At 34.3% G+C, this 18,228-nt stretch carries 18 protein-coding genes; 11 read left to right on the top strand and 7 right to left on the bottom strand.

The features are described 5' to 3' along the window. Positions 1-259 precede the first annotated feature (259 nt). From RH82_RS18940 to RH82_RS14965, 7 genes are all read right to left on the bottom strand, one after another. Positions 260-511, bottom strand: a complete 252-nt coding sequence (locus tag RH82_RS18940) for a hypothetical protein (protein WP_241148081.1) — start codon at positions 509-511, stop codon at positions 260-262. 400 nt (positions 512-911) lie between these two features. Beyond that, a complete protein-coding gene (locus RH82_RS14990; protein WP_241148080.1) occupies positions 912-2,537 on the bottom strand; it encodes an aryl-sulfate sulfotransferase in 1,626 nt (541 codons plus the stop codon). 70 nt (positions 2,538-2,607) lie between these two features. Beyond that, entirely contained in the window at positions 2,608-3,417 is an 810-nt protein-coding gene (locus tag RH82_RS14985) for a hypothetical protein (protein WP_034061934.1), read from the bottom strand. Between the two features lie 12 nt (positions 3,418-3,429). After that, positions 3,430-4,275, bottom strand: coding sequence for a hypothetical protein (locus tag RH82_RS14980; protein ID WP_034061932.1), 846 nt, complete (start codon positions 4,273-4,275; stop codon positions 3,430-3,432). A 23-nt stretch (positions 4,276-4,298) separates the two neighbouring features. After that, positions 4,299-5,828, bottom strand: a complete 1,530-nt coding sequence (locus tag RH82_RS17990; protein ID WP_052158373.1) for a SusD/RagB family nutrient-binding outer membrane lipoprotein — start codon at positions 5,826-5,828, stop codon at positions 4,299-4,301. Positions 5,829-5,837: 9 nt separating this feature from the next. Next, on the bottom strand, positions 5,838-8,927 hold the full coding sequence (locus RH82_RS14970) for a SusC/RagA family TonB-linked outer membrane protein (protein WP_052158372.1): 3,090 nt from the start codon (positions 8,925-8,927) through the stop codon (positions 5,838-5,840). Between the two features lie 118 nt (positions 8,928-9,045). Beyond that, positions 9,046-10,746, bottom strand: coding sequence for a ShlB/FhaC/HecB family hemolysin secretion/activation protein (locus RH82_RS14965; RefSeq protein ID WP_052158371.1), 1,701 nt, complete (start codon positions 10,744-10,746; stop codon positions 9,046-9,048). Positions 10,747-10,925: 179 nt separating this feature from the next. Between RH82_RS14965 and rpsL the strand changes: the two genes are divergently transcribed. The 11 genes from rpsL to rpsC all read left to right on the top strand — a co-directional run bounded on the left by rpsL (position 10,926) and on the right by rpsC (position 18,212). After that, positions 10,926-11,300: a 30S ribosomal protein S12 gene (rpsL, locus tag RH82_RS14960; RefSeq protein WP_013869047.1), complete on the top strand. Its 375-nt coding sequence runs from the start codon at positions 10,926-10,928 to the stop codon at positions 11,298-11,300. A 23-nt stretch (positions 11,301-11,323) separates the two neighbouring features. Beyond that, positions 11,324-11,800, top strand: coding sequence for a 30S ribosomal protein S7 (gene rpsG / locus RH82_RS14955; protein ID WP_034061929.1), 477 nt, complete (start codon positions 11,324-11,326; stop codon positions 11,798-11,800). A 6-nt stretch (positions 11,801-11,806) separates the two neighbouring features. Then, positions 11,807-13,933 (top strand): elongation factor G, encoded by a 2,127-nt coding sequence (gene fusA / locus RH82_RS14950; RefSeq protein ID WP_034061927.1) that lies wholly within the window; start codon positions 11,807-11,809, stop codon positions 13,931-13,933. A gap of 12 nt (positions 13,934-13,945) precedes the next feature. Continuing rightward, positions 13,946-14,251: a 30S ribosomal protein S10 gene (gene rpsJ, locus RH82_RS18465; protein WP_007650482.1), complete on the top strand. Its 306-nt coding sequence runs from the start codon at positions 13,946-13,948 to the stop codon at positions 14,249-14,251. A 154-nt stretch (positions 14,252-14,405) separates the two neighbouring features. Beyond that, positions 14,406-15,023 (top strand): 50S ribosomal protein L3, encoded by a 618-nt coding sequence (gene rplC / locus RH82_RS14940; protein ID WP_034061925.1) that lies wholly within the window; start codon positions 14,406-14,408, stop codon positions 15,021-15,023. Then, positions 15,023-15,652 (top strand): 50S ribosomal protein L4, encoded by a 630-nt coding sequence (gene rplD, locus RH82_RS14935; protein ID WP_034061923.1) that lies wholly within the window; start codon positions 15,023-15,025, stop codon positions 15,650-15,652. Before rplC ends, rplD begins: the two co-directional genes overlap by 1 nt. Before the next feature lie 8 nt (positions 15,653-15,660). After that, positions 15,661-15,951 carry a 50S ribosomal protein L23 gene (gene rplW, locus RH82_RS14930; protein ID WP_034061921.1) on the top strand — a complete coding sequence of 97 codons (291 nt, stop codon included), beginning with the start codon at positions 15,661-15,663 and terminating at the stop codon, positions 15,949-15,951. A 10-nt stretch (positions 15,952-15,961) separates the two neighbouring features. Next, positions 15,962-16,786 carry a 50S ribosomal protein L2 gene (rplB, locus tag RH82_RS14925; protein WP_034061919.1) on the top strand — a complete coding sequence of 275 codons (825 nt, stop codon included), beginning with the start codon at positions 15,962-15,964 and terminating at the stop codon, positions 16,784-16,786. A 3-nt stretch (positions 16,787-16,789) separates the two neighbouring features. Next, positions 16,790-17,068 (top strand): 30S ribosomal protein S19, encoded by a 279-nt coding sequence (rpsS, locus tag RH82_RS14920; protein ID WP_034061917.1) that lies wholly within the window; start codon positions 16,790-16,792, stop codon positions 17,066-17,068. A gap of 6 nt (positions 17,069-17,074) precedes the next feature. Further along, positions 17,075-17,482 (top strand): 50S ribosomal protein L22, encoded by a 408-nt coding sequence (rplV, locus tag RH82_RS14915; RefSeq protein WP_034061915.1) that lies wholly within the window; start codon positions 17,075-17,077, stop codon positions 17,480-17,482. Between the two features lie 7 nt (positions 17,483-17,489). Continuing rightward, positions 17,490-18,212 carry a 30S ribosomal protein S3 gene (gene rpsC / locus RH82_RS14910; RefSeq protein WP_034061913.1) on the top strand — a complete coding sequence of 241 codons (723 nt, stop codon included), beginning with the start codon at positions 17,490-17,492 and terminating at the stop codon, positions 18,210-18,212. The last annotated feature ends 16 nt before the right edge of the window (positions 18,213-18,228 follow it).

Genomic DNA, 18,228 nt, shown 5'->3' with positions numbered 1-18,228 from the left:
ACTGGTTATAATTCAAGTATTTGTTCATTGAAAATTTCACCTTCACTTATTAATGAAGGGTCTCTTCCTGCTTGAACTGCTTCTGAACTAGTCATTATTGATAAAGCAAGCATAAGTATATTACCATTAGGCAGTGGGTATACGTCATGATGTTGAGTATGGTTTGGTGATGAATAGTTATATTCCCATAATAAATTGTTATCCCAATCAAACAACTCCAATTTTCCGCCTATACCTCCAATAGTAATATCCGGATTAGCTATTTTCCAGTTCTAAGTAGGTTACCATTTTCTAATAGGTATGCTGAAGCTCCAGGTGTATAATTACTTGTCCACTGATGTATAACTTGTCCACAATTATTAATAAGGTAAGTTTCGTTAGAGTTATCGGGATAGAGTAAAGTTAACCCATTGTAAGCATCATTTGTATTTGTTATTGTCCCTACCGTATTTTGAGAATGGAGTATTGTAATAGTCGTAAATAATAACAGTAAAATTAATATTTTTTTCATTTCCTTTTTCACATAAATAAAAGAACTACCTCAAATAGATGTGATTTATATAATAATATTTGTTGGAAACTTATGTTACATGGAGTATAAGTACCACTTGTAATTGTACACTCAATTCCACCATACTAATCTCTATCAAATAACTAAGTAGATTTGCTAAGTCTTTTGTGTTTTCAGTCAATGCATCCAAATCCTTAAATCTAAATGTAGAAATGTTAGCCACAATCCTTTGATGTTTGTTTTTGATAACAGATTTAACTTTTCAAAGGTTCGTGTAAAATTTGTTTTTGGCTCTAAAGTGCATCTAATTCTACAAATAATTAGTAGTCAAGGATTCAATAAAAGCTTTTAAACAATAATTATTTGTTGTATTTCTTCTGTGTCATATATTGCATAATAATTATGCTTTCACTATTTTTTTAGTAATTGAACCATCATCGGTATTTATTTTAACTAAATAAAAACCAGAAGCCATTTTACTAAACTTAATTTTTTTGGTATTTCTTACTTTCTTTAATAGCTTACCAAATATTGTATACACTTCAATACTGTTTATTTTTTTTGGGTATTCAATGGTTAAGTAATCTACCACAGGATTAGGATATAGTTTAATACTAGATTTTTCTAAAGTATAGTCTAAAACATTAAGTAAGTTACAATCGCTTAAATCAGGGTTTATTTCTATTGGATCCCCAGGTGTTAAATCTCTACCTATAAATGCTGGATAATCTAAAGGAAACTTTAATGCTCTAAACACGAAATTAGTTGTAGGCGTTTCACCTTGAGAAAGAATACCATCTGCGGTATCTGGGTTTACGTATTCCCAAACAATATCTTTATTGTTATCTATTTCAATAAAATACCCGGAATCACCATCACAAATTAATGTATTACCATTTGGTAAACGTTGGCCACTTGAAAGTATCGAAGAAAAAAAATCTGTTGGAATAGGTGAAGTATAGTTCCACTCTGAAGTTAATGGTCCATAACCATTAGTAGTGTTGTATATATATTCTCCTGGTAAAGAGGTTGGAGGATTAATAATTTCTAATGAAGAAATGCCAGTAGAATTGCCGTTATTAAAGATCATGATTTTTCCTTCATCTGTTAGTGAATCAGGAATCCAATGCGGATAATGCTGTGAATCCAGTGTTTGATTAGCGTTAGTTCCCTTACCATAAGCTTCTAGATTACCCCACCTATAGAGGAAATCACCACCTTTATTATATGTGCCACCATTAGATGAAGATGCTTCTAAAGTTGTTGTAGAGTGGTCTATAATGTATATTTCACTTAATTTTCTGCTGCTTAAAATAATTTGGTCTAAAGTCTCACTAAATTGGATAGAATTAATATGCAGCCAGTTTGCCACTGGATTTCCACCGTTAAGAAAATTTATATTTAGAAGTTGTGGATTGTTTTCAATTATTCCGAAGTTATCTTTATTTATATCAAGATCTTGAATTAAATGATCTTTAATATTCCATTCCCATACAATATTAGCTTGATTTATTCCCACGGGTTCAAGCTCTAGAATTTGTTCATTATAGAGTTTACCGTCACTTAGTAATAATGGATCTCTACCTGCTTGGATAGCTTCTTGTTGTGTCATTATTTCCGCGCTTAACATTAAAATATTACCATTAGGTAAAGGATATATGTCATGATGTTGTGAAAATGTAGTTGATGAGTGTAGGTATTCCCAAATTATATTACCATTCCAATCGAATAGTTCAATTTTACCTCCTAGGCCTCCAAGATTTATTTCGGAATTGTTAACTTTTCCTGTTCTTAAAAGGCTGCCATCTTCCAATAAATAAACCGATGCTCCAGGCAAAAATGTACTGCTCCATTGGTTAATTACTTCACCACAATTATTTATGAGGTAAGTTTCTGTAGATCTTATTGGCGAAAGTAATGTATAACCGTTGTATGAATCTTCTGTGTTTAGCAAAGTTCCAACAGTGTTTTGACTAAAAACAACGACTGTTGTTAAAAAAAAGGGTATTAGAATTATTAATCTCATAATCAGGGCAAATAAAAAAACCACCTTGAAAGTCAGGGTGGTTTTTAATAAGTATTACGTATAATTTATTTTAATTACAAAGACTTCCTGTACCACTAGCTATTACGCCAACAGTAGGAACAGGACCATCACTAAAAACAGTACCGTTTGGAGCCGTTAAAGTATATGAGTTTTCTTCCTCATATCCAGGTGCACCCGGTGCATTAGGTTGATCTCCAGTTGAACCAGATAAGTAAGTGATAGAAAAGTTACCGTTACGACCTACAGGTATTTGATACGTTTCGGCGTCATCATCCCAATCTCCATCAGGATAAACGCTTACTTGGTTATCATCAGTAAATGTAATAGTAGCACCTTGCCAAGAATCAGCATAGCCATCCATTACTTGAAGCTCCCACATGCAATATTCATAATCTTGAATACTTACTTCTACGATATAAGCTTTAGGAGTAAGAATAGTTCTTACACCGGCAGCACTAATTTTTAAAGTAAGAGTTTCATTACCTTCAGTTTGATCTAAATCTAATACAGCGTTAACTGGGATTTCAAAGCTACTTACATAAGCAGGAACAGTTATTTCGAAACCATCCTGGTAAATACCTGTGTCAGCATCTGTATAACCATCACCAGCAGTAATGTCATCCTGTCCACCATTTCCTCCAACTAATTCAATTTTAAATTGAGAAGGTTTGTTAATCGCATTACTTAGTGTAAAAGGAATAACTCCACTTTCACCTTCAGCAAGTGATAACGACGTAACCGAAGTTGTAGCCGTAGCTTTATTATCATTTATTCCAAATGTTTCATCATCGTTTACACACGACACAGAAGCAGAAGCAATAAATAGTAAAGCTAATAATTTAATATATGTATTTTTCATAATTTGTGTTTATTAAAGTTTTGTGTAATCGTCTATGTGGGTAAGTGGTCCAGTACCAAATGTGATTTCATATGATAATGAAAAGTCACCATTAGCATCAACTTGTCCATCAGCTCCAGCTAAGTTTGTTCCTGTAACTTGATTAGAATACGTTTCCATTAAATTTTGAGCATCAATGTTTAAGTCTCCACAAACATCTGTGAATGTTAAACCTGTGTCATCAGCTATTGAGTTTAATCCCCAAGGACCTGTAGTTCTTGTTTTTAATGTGTTAGGACCTGTATTTCTAAGATCTGCAACACCTTGATCTACAGTAACACCGTCGCTTCTTACTGAAATTACAGCGTAAGTAAAGCTATCTAGACCGGTTTGACATCCAACAAAAGTGATTTTTAATTGGTCTCCTAGAGCAGAAATTACAGCATCTGCACCAGTAACTGAATCTAAGTTTAAAATCAATTCTGTAGGTACATCTGGATCTAATCCACCAGTATTAACTAATAATGGGAATTGAGCAAAACTTCCACCTGCGGCTATAGTTACAGTTCCAGAAGTGTCAACAAAATTAAATTCTTGACCTTCTGTAGCAGAAGATAAAGGGTCTATACTATAGTTTATAGTTAAGGCACTTGCCAAGTTTCCGTCTTGTCCTCCTAAGAAGTCAATTGGAAATTCTTTTTCAATAGCTCCTATGTCTTCGAAATAACTTAATAAAGCTGTTCCGTTTGAAAATCCAACGATGTAGCTAGACTCTCCAAGGGCGTTAAGTGCATCGTCTCCAGTAGAATCATCTACTAAACAAGAGAAATTTAATGTAGCTAAAACTACTGCGAATAATACTAATTTTAATTTTTTCATTTTTCTAATTTTTAACAATTTTATTAATTAACATCCCAGAAAATTTTGTCACTAAAAGCATCAGAAGTCTGTTGCGAAGGCACATTTCCTGAGTTAGTTGAAAATTCTGAAGCTGGGTAAAGTAATCTAACTGGTCTTGATGGTTTTTCAGCAATAACAGATAATGGAACGTTTGGAAATCCAGTTCTATTGTAGTCGATAAACGACTCTATAGCATTGAATCCAGAAAGCGCTATCCATTTTTGCGTCATGATAGCCTCAATTTTGTTCGCAGATCCAGTCCAACCAATTCTATTTGCAGTTTGAGAATCTAAAATGTATGCTGCTGCATCTCCTGGGTTTCCTAATAAGTTAAATGAAGCAGTAATTCCAGCCTCAAACATAGCTTGAGCGTTTCCTGACATATAACCTCTTTCAATAGCTTCAGCTTGTAAAAAGAAACTTTCTGAAGCAGTAAAGATATAACTGTCTTGATCGAAACTTCTTAATAACCCTGGTCCTGGTTCAGATAAATCTGTTGGAGCAGTTGTATTTGTAGCACCTTGCACAACACCTGTAACACCATTTCCTGGTACACCTGTTGAGGCATCAAAGAAACGATCAAGTCTTGTATCGTTTTTCCCTGTTCCTGGTAAAGCACCTGGAGTATTGTTAGCATCAGTCTGGTTGTCTCCTTTTAAAAACTTTTCGAAGTACTCTGATGGTACAATAAAGTCATGATCAAAAGTTGCATTGTCTTCAATATCAAAACCATAGTTTGCCCAGAATGGACTCATTCTATTAGTTTCTAGTACATAACCTGGATTTAAAACAGCATCTGTAGTCACAAAGTTATTATCTAATGTTGCAAATTCTGTAGCTAAATAAGTAGCAGTTTCACCACCCATTTCTGATTGACGTAATAAGATTCTTAATTTTAATGTATTTGCTACTTGAGCCCATCCATTTAAATCACCTTGAAATACAGTATCTTCAGTCCCTACTGGTAAATAATCACCTGAATTCGCAAAAGTTGCTAATGCTAAGTTGATATCTTCAACTAGAGCTCTATATACAGTTTGTGCATCGTCATAAGCAGGAGTTAATGTATCACCTCCTTGTAAAGCTTGTGAGTAAGGTGCATCTCCATAAAGGTCAATAATGTATTGAAAATAGTAAGATTTTAATATTCTTGCTATCGCTTTATGGTTATTATATGCGTCTCCTTCAGAATCAATGATTGCTTGGTAAGTACCCATACCTCTGTATAAGTTTTGCCAAATTGATGTATAGAAGTTTTGTGTAATATTTAATCTAAATTCATCTTGAAACCCACCTGTAACATTGTTGATGTCACCAGCCCATTGGTTCATTAAGATACTACCTAATTCACTAGTAGTAACTTCAAATTGACCTCTTGGTGCTTGTATAGCACCTGCTAATAGTAAATCGGGATTTACTAAGTCTGTTGTGAAATTGACTTCAGATTCATTAATGTCTAAGGCACCTTCACAAGAATTGAATGCTGCTCCTATAAAAAGCAATGCAATTCCTATTTTAATATATTTTTTCATAATTTTTTTTTAAAAAGTTAAGTTTAATCCTAAACCAAATGTTCTTGTTGGAGGATAGTTACCAGCTTGCGTAGTAATACCTTGAGCGTTACCAGTAGAAAAACCAGATTCCGGATCGTTATATCCTCTGTTTTCAGAAGGTAAAACTACAAAAGGATTTCTAGCTGTAGCACTAATTCTTAAACCTGAAATAAATGTGTTCTCTAAATACTCTTTGTTTAAGTCGTAACTTAAAGACAATTCTCTAACTTTAAATGCAGTTGCATCTAATACGTGGTTTTCACCAACTCCTCTATATAATCCGAAGAAGTTAATGTAAGCACCTGCATTAGGTCCAGCAGAAGGCACACTTGTGTTTGCTACATATACACCTGGAGATGTCTCTATTGCAGAGTTAGGGAATATAAATGAACCACGACCACCTTGAGCTGTTTCAACAGCGTGACCTGACCAAGTTAAGTTTGATTTAGTATCTGAGTAAAATACATGTCCAGTTCTATAATCCATAGTCGCTTGTAATGACCAGTTTTTATAGTTAAAAGCTGTATTTAAGTTTACAGTATGCTTAGGTGTAGTTCTACCTGCAATTTTTAAACCAGAAGCTTCAATTGGGTTACCACTTGTAGGATCGATTAAAACACGACCTTGAGGATCTCTTTCGTAATAGTTAGTTTGAATAACTGGGAAAGCTTCTCCTTTAATAGCAAATACTTCAGCAAATCCTGCAAAACCACCTAGCGATACTTGATCAGCTTGATCTGTTACTTTAGTTACTTCGTTATTTGTTGTAGAATAACCAATATTTACGTTCCAGTTGATATCATCAGTTTTAATAACCTTAACACCTAAATCAACTTCAAAAGCTGTACCCTCAGTTTCTGCAACGTTTACTGTAGCTCTAGAAATTCCAGAAGCAGCAGAAGCGGCAACACTAGTAATTTGATCTGTACCAGTAAATGAAGAGTAACTAGCATCGATAGTTAATCTATCTTTAAACATTCCAACATTTGCACCAACTTCAAAAGTTGTTAAAAATTCAGGATTAATTAAAGGATCTGTTATTGTTCTATCAACAACAAATGAGTTTTGACCACCGAATGGAAAACCACCTGCAGTATTTACAAATTGTTGAATTGCATAAGTTCCAACACCACCGGCGTTACCTACTTTTACATAAGCTGCAGTTATCTTCATGTAGTTTAATACATCACTCTTCATACCATCAAATGCTTTTGTTGGTAAGAAAGACATACTCACTGCTGGATAAAAGAAAGATTGCTTAGATTTTGCTAATCTAGAAGACCAGTCATTTCTACCAGTTAGAGTTACGAATAAGAAATCTTTATATCCGAAATCTAAATTTGCGAAAGTTGAAATGGTAGCAGAACTTGCTCTAGTGTCTCCACTACGTGCATCATCTACTCCATTGTTTAAATTTGCTGCAGTGTAAATACCAGGTATTGTTAAACCTTCACCACCAACTGTAGTAGAACTGTTTTTGAAGTATTGGTTGTTTACACCAATATTAGCTCCAAAAGAAACATCTTCGGTTAAATCGTAATCTAAGTTTACAAAGAAATCGGTATAGTAAGTACTTTGTCTAAAGTTCTGGAAACTAAAACTAGATAGTAAAGATCTGTCAGCACCAGTATTGTCACGAATTTCTTGAGGTTCAGTATAACCATTTTGATATGATAAACTATTACCTTCAAAAATACGAGCATTACTTAATAATTTAAAAGAAATATTATCGTTAACTCTATATCCTAAATCACCTTGTAAACTGATGTTGTTGTTCTCACCTTGAGTTCTTTGGTTTTGTAAATTCCAATAAGGGTTTGTGAAATATGCATTCCAGTGACCTTCATTTCCAGAATTCTCAAAACTTTGGATAGGAATGTTTGTTGCAGATTGTAATAACTGTGTATACAAATCGCCGTTATGACGCTCTACAGTAGAGTTTGTATATACTACATTACCACCAGCACTCCAGTTTCCTGCAGTTTTACCAGCTCTTAATGTTAAAGTGTTTCTTTTTCTTTTATCGTTTTGTACAACAAATTCAGTGTTAACATTTCTTGCACCTAATGTGATGAAACCATCAGCACCACCTGAAGAAACAGAAATAGAATTTTGTCTTGTTAAACCTGTTTGAAAGAATTCTTTAATATGATCAGCTCCTCTTGATTCGTAAGGTGCAGTAATAAAAGTTCCATCAGCTTGAGGTAATCCAACAGGAACAACTTGTCCGTCAAATTCTGGTCCCCAACCACCGTTTTCATAAATAACGTTTTCAAAACCATTACCTAAATCCCAACCTTGACCATATCTAGTCTGTTTTTCTGGAACATAAGCGACAGACTCAAAGTCTATAGAAGAGTTAACTTGAACAGTCATCTTTTCTCCTTTGGTTGTTGTTTTTGTTGAAACAACAATTACACCATTTGATCCTTGAGAACCGTATAATGCAGAACCAGCAGCACCTTTAATAACGTTTACTGAATCAATTTGATTCGGATCTAAAGCATTTAAGATACCTGTTGTTGAAATTGCTCCATCAATAACTATTAACGCCTGGTTGTTACCAGAAATAGAACGGTTACCACGTAATACAATTCTTGTACCACCAGAAACACCATTAGAGTTTTGCGTAATTGTTAAACCAGAAACTTTACCAGATAAACTATTTACAACACTAGGGTTGTTAGCTTTAGTAAGTTCTTCAGTTTTTACCTCTTGGTAAACTGTTGTAACTTCATCCTTTTTTCTTTTAATACCAAGTGCTGTAATTACAACTTCGTCAAGAGTGTTTTCACTCATAACAAAATTTATGTTGTTTTCAGCACCTACTGTTTCTTCAACTGTGTTACCAACATAAGAGTATACAAGGATATCTCCTGTTTTTGCTGAGATTGAATAATTACCGTCAAAATCTGTTGTAGTACCATTACTTGTACCTTTAACAAGAACATTAACTCCAGGTAACGGTAAATTGTCTCCATCGGAGATGGTACCTGAAATTGTTTTTCCCTGTGCGAACGTGAGTTGCACAACAAACGCTAGTAATAGCGTTAGAATTCCACTAAACTTTGTTTTCATTTTATTTTTTATTTGAATTAGTCTGTGTCAAAAATCATAATAAAAAGTTAATAAAACAATATTTATTGGTTAAAATTTCATTTTTTTTCAAAAAAATACTTTTTCGGACCTTTTAAAACTAAAATAGTGATATTAAACTGAGGTGAATTTTACTATTTGAGAATTTGAAATTTTGTGTTGCGGTTTTCCCATTCGCAAAGTTAAATCTTAATAACCCTGCCTTTGTTGTTATCCCAAAACCAAAACCAAAGCCATATAGATTTTCTTTAGTGTTAGAGATTTCATTCTCGAATTGCGTAAAGTCTATAATTGTATGTGCGTAAATACCTGTACTTAAAAGATACCTGTATTCTGTATTTAGAAGTATATAGTTATTGGCGAGTATGCTGTTTTCTTTAAAACCTCTTATAGAGTTTATACCACCAAACCGAAAGAGTTCATTCTCATAATAGTTATCTGAATCTATTAGTGCTGCGTTTAATCTTGTGTATATGCTGTTTTTTTTGTTTAACTGAAAACTATGGAATCCATCAATTTCTATTTTCTTTTGATTTTCGCTAGCATTACTTGTTTTTCGTTTTCCTAAACCAAATTTTATTTGGACATTGCTTTTTATTTGAAAAAGCGAATTATTGCCTTGCCTGTTTTCAAAAATATATTTTACATTATAGAGGTTGCTTTTATAGTCTGCTATTTCTAAATTAGAATTATCATCTAATAGATTATTAGATTCTGTACTTTCTAGTCCTAAAAATATTCTGTTTTTTTGGTTTAATTGATAAAAAACATTTGCTTTTTGATTTATTGAGGTAAATGAGCTGTCTCTTTTTATTATTTTTAGTGATATTTCTGTTCCAATTGGTGATGAAAATAGATAGGGCATATTCAAATTTATTTCAAAGTTCTTTTGCTCGCTTTCATCACTTTTATAGATTAAGTTAAAAGATTCGCCATAATTAAGATTGTTATTAAGTTCTAAATTTATATAACCATTAAAATCTATTTTGTTTGTTTCTTCATTGGTGCTAAAACCTAGAAAACCATCAAAAGTATTACTCTTCGATTTTTCAAGATATATATATAAGGTAGTCGAATCTTTTGTAAATAAAACTTCTGGTGCTTTTGTTTGTTTTGCAAAACGTATATTTTTTATTGCGTTTAGCTTCCTTTTTATTGTTTCAATATTAAAAGTTTGCTCGGGTGTGATCTTTAAGAATTTTCTTAAATATGTTTTCGGAAATTTTTCATAACCTTTAATTACAATATTATCTAGACTACGTTTGTTTTGATTTTTTATAATTATAAGTTGAGCTACTAAAGTTTTGTTTTTTTTAATTTTTATACCTGAAAGTTTAGTTTTTGTAAACGGAAAACCATTTTGTGCTATTTTGGTGTTTATATTTTGAAGAACTTGTTCGATAGTACTAAAAGGAGTGTTAAAAAAACCATCAAAGCTTTTTTGTGAAATATTATCAATTATTTTTTTATTAATATCATAAGTGTTGTAGTGTATTTGAATTGAGTCGTATTTAGTATGGAGTTGAAATTGTATCTGAAATGAACTATCGTTTATTTTTTCTAACAGATTGCGTTCGCTTTCAATATATCCGGATTTAATTATTTTTTGTTGCAGTGAATCCGCTTCATTGATAATTGAATTATAATCAATGTGTGTGTTATTGTAAATAAATCCTTCAATTATTTCGGTTTCATCATTTGTTTCTCCAATAATTTTTAAATTTAAATTTAAATTTTGTGCATGTAATTCCGTAGAGCAAAATCCAATTATAAAGAAAAGAAAAGTAATATGTCTGTGCACGAATTTTGGCTGTTATGTATGGTGTAAAGCTAACGGAAAAACTAAAGATATTATATAGACAAAAACATAAATTTAAAAAAGTATTGAAAATTAATGTTTTACGGTTTGGAAATCGAAAATTAATTTCTACATTTGCAGCCCTCTTAAAAGAGGTCAATTAAATTTATATATAAATATATATGCCAACAATTTCACAATTAGTAAGAAAAGGAAGAGCCAAAATAACCAAGAAGAGTAAATCGGCTGCTTTAGATTCTTGTCCACAAAGACGTGGTGTGTGTACTCGTGTTTATACAACGACTCCAAAAAAACCAAACTCAGCGATGCGTAAGGTAGCAAGGGTTCGTTTAACAAACGGTAACGAGGTTAATGCATACATTGGCGGTGAAGGACACAATCTACAAGAGCACTCGATAGTATTGGTTAGAGGTGGAAGGGTTAAGGATTTACCAGGAGTTAGATACCACATTGTACGTGGAGCATTGGATACCGCAGGTGTCGATGGTCGTACGCAACGTAGATCTAAGTATGGTGCTAAACGCCCTAAGAAGTAATTTTAAAACTTTAAGAAGAAGACATGAGAAAAAGAGCAGCGAAAAAAAGACCGCTTTTGCCAGATCCTCGTTTTAACGATCAGTTAGTGACTCGTTTTGTAAACATGATGATGTGGGATGGTAAGAAGTCAGTAGCTTTCAAAGTATTTTATGATGCAATTGATATCGTAGAGTCGAAAAAAACAGACGAAGAAAAATCAGGATTAGAAGTATGGAAAGAAGCATTATCTAACGTTATGCCTCACGTAGAAGTGCGTAGTCGTAGAGTTGGTGGGGCAACATTCCAAATTCCTAACCCAATACGTGCAGACCGTAAGGTTTCTACAGCTATGAAATGGTTAATTAGTTTTTCTAGAAAGAGAAATGAAAAATCTATGGCGCAACGTTTAGCCTCTGAGATTTTAGCAGCAGCTAAAGAAGAGGGAGCAGCAGTTAAGAAAAGAACTGATACTCACAAAATGGCAGAAGCAAACAAAGCATTCTCACACTTTAGATTCTAATTTAAGATGGCAAGAGATTTAAGATATACAAGAAATATAGGTATTGCTGCGCATATTGATGCTGGTAAAACAACAACAACAGAGCGTGTTCTATATTATACAGGAGTTTCACATAAAATTGGTGAAGTACATGATGGTGCTGCAACAATGGACTGGATGGAGCAAGAGCAAGAACGTGGTATTACTATTACGTCTGCGGCTACAACTTGTGAGTGGGAGTTTCCACTTGAAAACGGAGAAAAAGTACCTGATACAAAAGGATATCACTTTAATATAATTGATACTCCTGGTCACGTAGATTTTACTGTAGAGGTAAATAGATCATTACGTGTATTAGATGGTTTAGTTTTCTTATTCAGTGCAGTTGATGGTGTTGAGCCACAATCTGAAACAAACTGGAGACTTGCGGATAACTATAAAGTGCCAAGAATTGGTTTCGTTAATAAGATGGACCGTCAAGGATCAGACTTTTTAGGTGTTTGTCAACAAGTAAAAGACATGTTAAAATCTAACGCGGTGCCAATCGTTTTAAACATTGGTGACGAAGAAGATTTTAAAGGTGTTATAGATTTAGTAAAAAATCGTGCTATTGTATGGCATGATGATACTCAAGGAGCAACTTTCGATATTATCGAAATTCCTGAGGATATGAAGGAAGAAGCTCGTAAGTATCGCGCACTTTTAATTGAAGAAGTAGCAAGTTACGATGAGAATCTTTTAGAGAAATTTATGGAAGATGAAGATTCTATTACAGAAGACGAAGTGCATGCTGCACTTAGAGCTGCTGTTATGGATATGGCCATTATTCCTATGATTTGTGGTTCTGCGTTTAAAAACAAAGGTGTTCAGTTCTTATTAGATGCTGTATGTCGTTACTTACCTTCTCCAATGGATAAGGAGGGTATTGTTGGAATCAATCCAGATACAGATGAAGAAGAGATTCGTAAGCCAAGTGTTGATGAACCTTTCGCTGCATTAGCATTTAAAATTGCTACCGATCCTTTCGTAGGACGTCTAGCATTCTTTAGAGCATATTCTGGTCGTTTAGATGCAGGTTCTTATGTGTTAAATAACCGTTCTGGTAAAAAAGAACGTATTTCTCGTATCTACCAAATGCATGCTAACAAGCAAAATGCAATTGATTATATAGAAGCTGGAGATATTGGAGCTGCTGTTGGATTTAAATCTATCAAAACAGGTGATACTCTTTCAGCGGAAAAGCATCCTATTGTTTTAGAGTCTATGGACTTTCCAGATCCAGTAATTGGTATCGCGGTTGAGCCTAAAACTAAGGCAGATGTCGATAAGTTAGGTATTGGTCTAGGTAAGTTAGCCGAGGAAGATCCTACATTTACAGTACGTTCAGACGAGGCTTCAGGTCAAACTATTATATCAGGTATGGGAGAACTTCACTTAGATGTTATTGTAGATCGTTTAAGACGTGAGTTTAATGTTGAAGTAAATCAAGGGCAACCTCAAGTTGAATATAAAGAAGCTATTACTGCAGCTGCAGATCATAGAGAAGTTTATAAGAAACAATCTGGTGGTCGTGGTAAATTCGCAGATATCGTATTTACTGTAGAGCCAGCTGATGAAGGAGAAACAGGACTTCAATTTAAATCTGTAATTAAAGGTGGTAATGTTCCTAAGGAATTTATACCATCAATTGAGAAAGGATTTAAAATGGCAATGGTAAACGGACCTTTAGCAGGTTACGAAATCGATGCTATGAAAGTTACTTTAAGAGATGGTTCATATCACGATGTGGATTCTGATCAATTATCTTTCGAATTGGCAGCTAAATTAGGGTTTAAAAACTGTGCAAAAGCGGCAAAAGCTGTGATCATGGAGCCTATAATGAAGCTAGAAGTTATTACTCCTGAGGAAAACATGGGTGATATAGTAGGTGATTTAAATAGAAGAAGAGGTCAAGTTAGTGATATGGGCGATAGAGCAGGTGCAAAAACTGTAAAAGCTACTGTGCCATTATCTGAAATGTTTGGTTATGTTACAACATTAAGAACATTATCTTCAGGTCGTGCTACGTCAACAATGGAGTTTTCACACTATGCTGAGACACCTTCAAATATTTCTATAGATGTTATTAAAGCAGCTAAAGGAGAACAATCTTAAAAAGTTAAGAAAATGAGTCAAAAAATTAGAATAAAATTAAAGTCTTACGATCATAACTTAGTAGACAAGTCTGCTGATAAGATTGTAAAAACAGTAAAAAGTACTGGTGCTGTTGTAACTGGACCAATTCCGTTACCAACACACAAGAAAATTTTCACTGTGTTACGTTCACCTCACGTTAACAAGAAGTCTAGAGAACAATTTCAATTAAGCTCTTATAAGAGATTATTGGATATTTACTCTTCATCTTCTAAAACAATTGACGCTCTAATGAAGTTAGAGTTGCCAAGCGGTGTTGAAGTAGAGATCAAAGTTTAAGTTTAAACTTTACATGTCCTAAGCTGCGCGCGAAGGAAAAACGGAAAAAATACAATTCAAGGCTGAAACGTATTTTCAGCCTTGAATGTTTTTATAGATAAGTAATGTTGAAGCATGCTTCAACAAATTGAGTAATAATAAATAAATAATAATTATGTCTGGGTTAATTGGAAAAAAAATCGGTATGACCAGCATCTTCGATGAAAATGGTAAAAATATGCCATGTACAGTAATCGAAGCTGGACCATGTATCGTTACCCAAGTCAGAACTGAAGAAGTAGACGGCTATAAAGCTGTTCAATTAGGTTTCGATGACGCGACAGAAAAAAGTGCTACTAAAGCTGACTTAGGTCATGCTAAAAAAGCAGGAACTTCTGTAAAACGCAAAATCGCCGAATTTCAAGGTTTTGATGAGGAGTACAAATTAGGTGATGCAATCACCGTAGAACATTTCGCTGAGGGTGAATTTGTTGATGTGGCAGGAACATCAAAAGGTAAAGGATTTCAAGGTGTTGTAAAACGTCATGGTTTTGCAGGTGTCGGTCAAGCGACTCACGGTCAACATAACCGTTTGAGAGCACCAGGATCTATTGGAGCTGCATCTTATCCAGCAAGAGTCTTCAAAGGAATGAAGATGGGCGGAAGAATGGGTGGAGACACTATAAAAGTTCAAAATTTAAGAGTTTTAAAAGTAGTTGCTGAAAAGAATCTACTTGTGGTTAAAGGATGTGTTCCTGGCCATAAAAACGCTTATGTAATTATTAGAAAATAATGAAAGTAGCAGTTTTAGATATAAACGGAAAAGAAACAGGTAGAAAGGCAGACCTTTCAAACGATGTTTTTGCTATTGAGCCTAATAATCATGCAGTATATTTGGATGTTAAACAATATTTAGCAAACCAAAGACAAGGTACTCACAAAGCTAAAGAAAGAGCTGAGATTACTGGTTCGACGCGTAAGATTAAAAAGCAGAAAGGAACTGGTACAGCTAGAGCAGGTTCTATTAAGTCTGGTGTTTTCAGAGGTGGTGGTCGTATGTTCGGTCCAAGACCAAGAAGCTACAGTTTCAAACTTAATAAAAACCTTAAGCGTTTAGCACGTAAATCGGCTTTTAGTATTAAGGCAAGTGAGAAGGCAATTGTTGTTTTAGAAGACTTCAGTTTCGACTCTCCAAAGACTAAAAATTTCACTAATATTTTGAAAGCTTTAGACTTACAAAACAAAAAATCACTCTTCGTGTTGGGTGCGTCAAATAATAATGTATATTTGTCGTCACGCAATTTAAAAGGCTCAGAAGTGGTATTATCCTCAGAATTAAGTACTTACAAGATTTTAAATGCAAATCAAGTAATACTTTTAGAAGGAGCTTTAGAAGGAATTGTAACGAATTTAAGTAAATAAGAAACAAGATGAGTATCTTAATTAAACCTATTATCACAGAAAAAGCGACAGCAAACAGTGAGTTAAACAACTGTTTCAGCTTCTTCGTGAAAACAAAGGCGAACAAGGTAGAAATTAAAAAAGCAGTGGAAGCTGCTTATGGAGTTTCTGTTGAAAAAGTTCGTACTATAAATGTCCGTCCAGATAGAAGTACTAAGTTCACAAAAACTGGTATTCAACATGGTAAAACTAACGCGATGAAAAAAGCGATAGTACAACTGGCGGAAGGTGAGATAATTGATTTATACACTAACATGTAATTAAAGACAAATGTCAGTAAGAAAATTAAAACCAGTCACACCTGGACAGCGATTTAGAGTTGTAAATGGATTTGACGCCATTACAACTGATAAGCCGGAGAAAAGTTTATTAGCTCCGAAAAAACGTTCAGGTGGTAGAAACAGTCAAGGTCGTATGACAATGCGCTACAAAGGTGGTGGTCATAAGAAAAGGTATCGTATTATCGATTTCAAGAGAACTAAAGTAGGTGTTCCTGCTGAAGTTGATTCAATCCAATACGATCCGAACCGTACAGCGTTTATCGCTTTATTAAATTACCAAGATGGTGAGAAAACTTATATCATTGCTCAAAATGGTTTACAAGTTGGACAAACTGTTGTTTCAGGTGAAAACGTGGCTCCAGAAATTGGAAATGCAACACCTTTATCAAACATACCGTTAGGTACAATCATTTCTTGTATAGAGTTACGTCCTGGTCAGGGAGCTGTTATGGCTCGTAGTGCTGGTGCTTTTGCTCAGTTAATGGCAAGGGATGGTAGATTTGCAACTGTGAAATTGCCTTCAGGTGAGACAAGATTAATCTTGGTTACTTGTATGGCTACAATTGGAGTAGTGTCTAATTCAGACCACCAATTATTAGTTTCAGGTAAAGCAGGTAGATCAAGATGGTTAGGTAGAAGACCAAGAACTAGACCAGTAGTAATGAATCCAGTCGATCACCCAATGGGTGGTGGTGAAGGTAAATCTTCAGGTGGCCATCCACGATCTAGAAACGGTATACCGGCTAAAGGATTTAGAACACGTTCTAAGACTAAAGCAAGTAATAAATATATTGTAGAACGTAGAAAGAAATAAGATATGGCAAGATCATTAAAGAAGGGACCTTACGTTCATTATAAATTAGAGAAAAAGGTGGCTGCAAATGTAGACGCTAACAAAAAAACGGTAATCAAAACTTGGTCAAGAGCAAGTATGATTACTCCAGATTTTGTTGGACAAACGATAGCAGTGCACAATGGACGCCAATTTGTTCCAGTATATGTTACTGAGAATATGGTAGGTCATAAATTAGGAGAATTTTCACCAACAAGATCTTTTAGAGGTCATGCTGGTGCTAAAAATAAAGGTAAAAAGTAGTAAGCTATGGGAAGTCGTAAAAAACAAATGGCAGACGCTATTAAGGAAGGTAAAAAGCAAATTGCTTTTGCTAAACTTAATAACTGTCCTACATCACCGAGAAAAATGCGTTTAGTAGCCGATTTAGTAAGAGGTGAACGCGTGGAAAAAGCACTTAACATTTTAAAGTTTAGTTCTAAAGAAGCATCAAAACGTTTAGAAACTTTGTTAGTTTCTGCAATTGCAAATTGGCAAGCTAAAAATGAAGATGCGTCTATAGAAGAAGCAGAACTTTTTGTTAAAGAAATTAGAGTTGACGGAGGCGCAATGTTAAAAAGATTACGTCCAGCACCTCAAGGTCGTGCACACAGAATAAGAAAACGTTCTAACCACGTTACAATCGTAGTTGGAGCTAACAATAATACACAAAGCTAAGATAGATATGGGACAAAAGACAAATCCAATCGGAAATCGCTTAGGAATTATCAGAGGATGGGAATCTAACTGGTATGGAGGTAACGATTATGGAGACAAACTTGCTGAAGATTATAAAATCAGAGAGTATGTTCACGCACGTTTATCTAAAGCTAGTGTAAGTAGAGTAATTATCGAGAGAACTTTAAAACTTGTAACCGTTACTATCACTACTGCTAGACCTGGTATTATTATCGGAAAGGGTGGACAAGAGGTAGACAAGTTAAAAGAAGAGCTTAAGAAAATTACAGGTAAAGAAGTTCAGATCAATATCTTTGAGATTAAAAGACCTGAATTAGATGCGTTTTTAGTAGGAACTAGTATCGCTCGTCAAATTGAAAATAGAATTTCATATAGACGTGCAATCAAGATGGCTATTGCTGCTACTATGCGTATGAACGCTGAAGGGATTAAAATCCAAATTAGTGGTCGTTTAAATGGTGCTGAAATGGCACGTTCTGAACACTATAAAGATGGACGTATACCTTTATCTACTTTTAGAGCCGATATTGATTATGCACTTGTTGAGTCGCACACTACTTATGGTAGATTAGGTGTGAAAGTGTGGATCATGAAAGGTGAAGTATATGGTAAAAGAGAACTTTCTCCGCTTGTTGGATTATCTAAGAAGCAAGGAAAAGGTGGACGAGGCGGAAGAGATAATAAGAATCAATCTCGTCGTAGAAAGTAATTTTTTAAAGAACAAG

Origin of the sequence: Lacinutrix jangbogonensis (assembly GCF_000797445.1) — a bacterium.
GTDB lineage: Bacteria > Bacteroidota > Bacteroidia > Flavobacteriales > Flavobacteriaceae > Lacinutrix > Lacinutrix jangbogonensis.
Note: the sequence above shows the minus strand (reverse complement) of the source record. Positions and strands in the feature narration are given on the sequence as shown.

What these genes read in the sequence shown, in the direction of transcription:
- RH82_RS18940 (WP_241148081.1), bottom strand. Translation starts at nt 511, where the DNA reads ATGAAAAAAATATTAATTTTACTGTTATTATTTACGACTATTACAATA.
- RH82_RS14990 (WP_241148080.1), bottom strand. Translation starts at nt 2,537, where the DNA reads ATGAGATTAATAATTCTAATACCCTTTTTTTTAACAACAGTCGTTGTT.
- RH82_RS14985 (WP_034061934.1), bottom strand. Translation starts at nt 3,417, where the DNA reads ATGAAAAATACATATATTAAATTATTAGCTTTACTATTTATTGCTTCT.
- RH82_RS14980 (WP_034061932.1), bottom strand. Translation starts at nt 4,275, where the DNA reads ATGAAAAAATTAAAATTAGTATTATTCGCAGTAGTTTTAGCTACATTA.
- RH82_RS17990 (WP_052158373.1), bottom strand. Translation starts at nt 5,828, where the DNA reads ATGAAAAAATATATTAAAATAGGAATTGCATTGCTTTTTATAGGAGCA.
- RH82_RS14970 (WP_052158372.1), bottom strand. Translation starts at nt 8,927, where the DNA reads ATGAAAACAAAGTTTAGTGGAATTCTAACGCTATTACTAGCGTTTGTT.
- rpsL (WP_013869047.1), top strand. Translation starts at nt 10,926, where the DNA reads ATGCCAACAATTTCACAATTAGTAAGAAAAGGAAGAGCCAAAATAACC.
- rpsG (WP_034061929.1), top strand. Translation starts at nt 11,324, where the DNA reads ATGAGAAAAAGAGCAGCGAAAAAAAGACCGCTTTTGCCAGATCCTCGT.
- fusA (WP_034061927.1), top strand. Translation starts at nt 11,807, where the DNA reads ATGGCAAGAGATTTAAGATATACAAGAAATATAGGTATTGCTGCGCAT.
- rpsJ (WP_007650482.1), top strand. Translation starts at nt 13,946, where the DNA reads ATGAGTCAAAAAATTAGAATAAAATTAAAGTCTTACGATCATAACTTA.
- rplC (WP_034061925.1), top strand. Translation starts at nt 14,406, where the DNA reads ATGTCTGGGTTAATTGGAAAAAAAATCGGTATGACCAGCATCTTCGAT.
- rplD (WP_034061923.1), top strand. Translation starts at nt 15,023, where the DNA reads ATGAAAGTAGCAGTTTTAGATATAAACGGAAAAGAAACAGGTAGAAAG.
- rplW (WP_034061921.1), top strand. Translation starts at nt 15,661, where the DNA reads ATGAGTATCTTAATTAAACCTATTATCACAGAAAAAGCGACAGCAAAC.
- rplB (WP_034061919.1), top strand. Translation starts at nt 15,962, where the DNA reads ATGTCAGTAAGAAAATTAAAACCAGTCACACCTGGACAGCGATTTAGA.
- rpsS (WP_034061917.1), top strand. Translation starts at nt 16,790, where the DNA reads ATGGCAAGATCATTAAAGAAGGGACCTTACGTTCATTATAAATTAGAG.
- rplV (WP_034061915.1), top strand. Translation starts at nt 17,075, where the DNA reads ATGGGAAGTCGTAAAAAACAAATGGCAGACGCTATTAAGGAAGGTAAA.
- rpsC (WP_034061913.1), top strand. Translation starts at nt 17,490, where the DNA reads ATGGGACAAAAGACAAATCCAATCGGAAATCGCTTAGGAATTATCAGA.